Annotated in this window: 1 protein-coding gene; it reads left to right on the top strand. The window is 37.8% G+C overall.

The window, feature by feature from the left end; all coding sequences use genetic code 11:
* Positions 1 to 213 precede the first annotated feature (213 nt).
* Positions 214 to 1,416, top strand: coding sequence for an IS110 family RNA-guided transposase (locus tag JFL43_RS22095; protein WP_200750715.1), 1,203 nt, complete (start codon positions 214 to 216; stop codon positions 1,414 to 1,416).
* Positions 1,417 to 1,548: the final 132 nt, after the last annotated feature.

Below are 1,548 nucleotides of genomic sequence, written 5' to 3'. Positions count from 1 at the left end.
GACCTTTTTTTAATAGAATCTATTATATCAGTAGCCAGGGTAGGACGTACGGGTGCGTGGGACAATGATCCCGTCAACTAAACTGTCCACCCCCTACTTGTAGAAACATGTTTGAGGCTGGTTGGGACATAGATCTCGTATAACAAGCGAAGCTATGATACTACATGGAGGATTAGGGGTACTGGTGAATGAGTGGTCAGAGGAGGAAGCAAAATGAATCCAGTAGTTGGTCTGGATGTGGCAAAAGGAGAGAGCCAAGTTCAGGCATTTTTAGATAAATCGAAGCCGTTTGGAAAGAGCTTTTCGATGAAGCATACAAGAGAGGAATTAAATCGTTTTATAGGCTCTTTAAATGAGATTGAAGTGATGACTGGGCAAATGCCTATGGTCATTTTAGAATCTACAGGTCATTATCATTCTCCTGTTATTCAATACTTGGAGGAGCACGAGGTTTTATATATTTTGCTTAATCCTATTATTTCTTATCAGGCTAAGAGATCCAGTTTACGAAAGGTAAAAACAGACGCAATTGATGCGTATCAGTTGTGTGTGCTCTATTACAAAGAAGATTTTGAACCTCATAAAAACAGAGGAATTAAATTGTTAAATCTTAGAAATCTTTCAAGACAACAGGGGATTGTGACGAATATGTATGTGGAAGCTAAGCTGCAGTTTCACACTATTTTAGATCAAGTGTTTCCAGAATACCGCAAGGTTTTTGGTGATCTTTATTCGAAGGTTTCTTTATTGATATTAAAGAAATATCCTACTTCAGAAGATGTAATAGCGGCTGGGGAAAGTAAGCTAGCGGAGTGTGTGATGGAGTTTTGTCCAAGACGATCTAGTCTATGGGCGTTGGATAAGGCAAAAAAATTAATGGATTCCGCATCTCGAAATCCATTTCAAAAAGTGGTATACCACAGTCACTTAATCAATCTTCAAATGTATATTGAGCTGCTTTTTCAGTACCAAGGACACCTTTCAGAGTTAGAAATTCGTATAGTGACCTTGGCAAATGAATTGGAAGATTACAAGATTGTCCAATCGATTCCAGGAATCGGAGAAAAAATCGCTGCCACGATAATCTCTGAGATTGGTGAAATTGATCGGTTTAGTCATCCGAAAAAACTGGTTGCCTTTGCAGGAATAGATCCCAGTGTTCACTCATCAGGAAAGTTTACTGCCACAACCAATCGTATTACTAAACGAGGTTCAAGTAGATTACGCCATGCTTTGTATCTTGCCGTATTGTGCGGTATCAGAAGTTCAAGAAACAAAAAGCTGAAAGAGTTCTATGATAAAAAGAAATCAGAAGGAAAGCCTGCCAAAGTAGCGATAGTAGCCTGCATTAACAAACTGCTTCATTGGATTTATGCTTTATTAAATAGAAAAGAAACTTTCCTGGATATAGGGTAATTAACGGTTGTAAGTAATAGAGAGAAAACCTTCCAAAAGGTTTTTGGAGGGCTATTTGTCATGCTCAAAATAGTATAACATAAGGCTAATTAGAATTTTAGAGAAAAATATTGACATCCTATTAGCTGGTTT

It is taken from the genome of Viridibacillus soli (assembly GCF_016612995.1).
GTDB classification, from domain to species: domain Bacteria; phylum Bacillota; class Bacilli; order Bacillales_A; family Planococcaceae; genus Viridibacillus; species Viridibacillus soli.
This window is presented reverse-complemented; position numbering and strand designations above follow the sequence as displayed.

What these genes read in the sequence shown, in the direction of transcription:
- JFL43_RS22095 (WP_200750715.1), top strand. Translation starts at nt 214, where the DNA reads ATGAATCCAGTAGTTGGTCTGGATGTGGCAAAAGGAGAGAGCCAAGTT.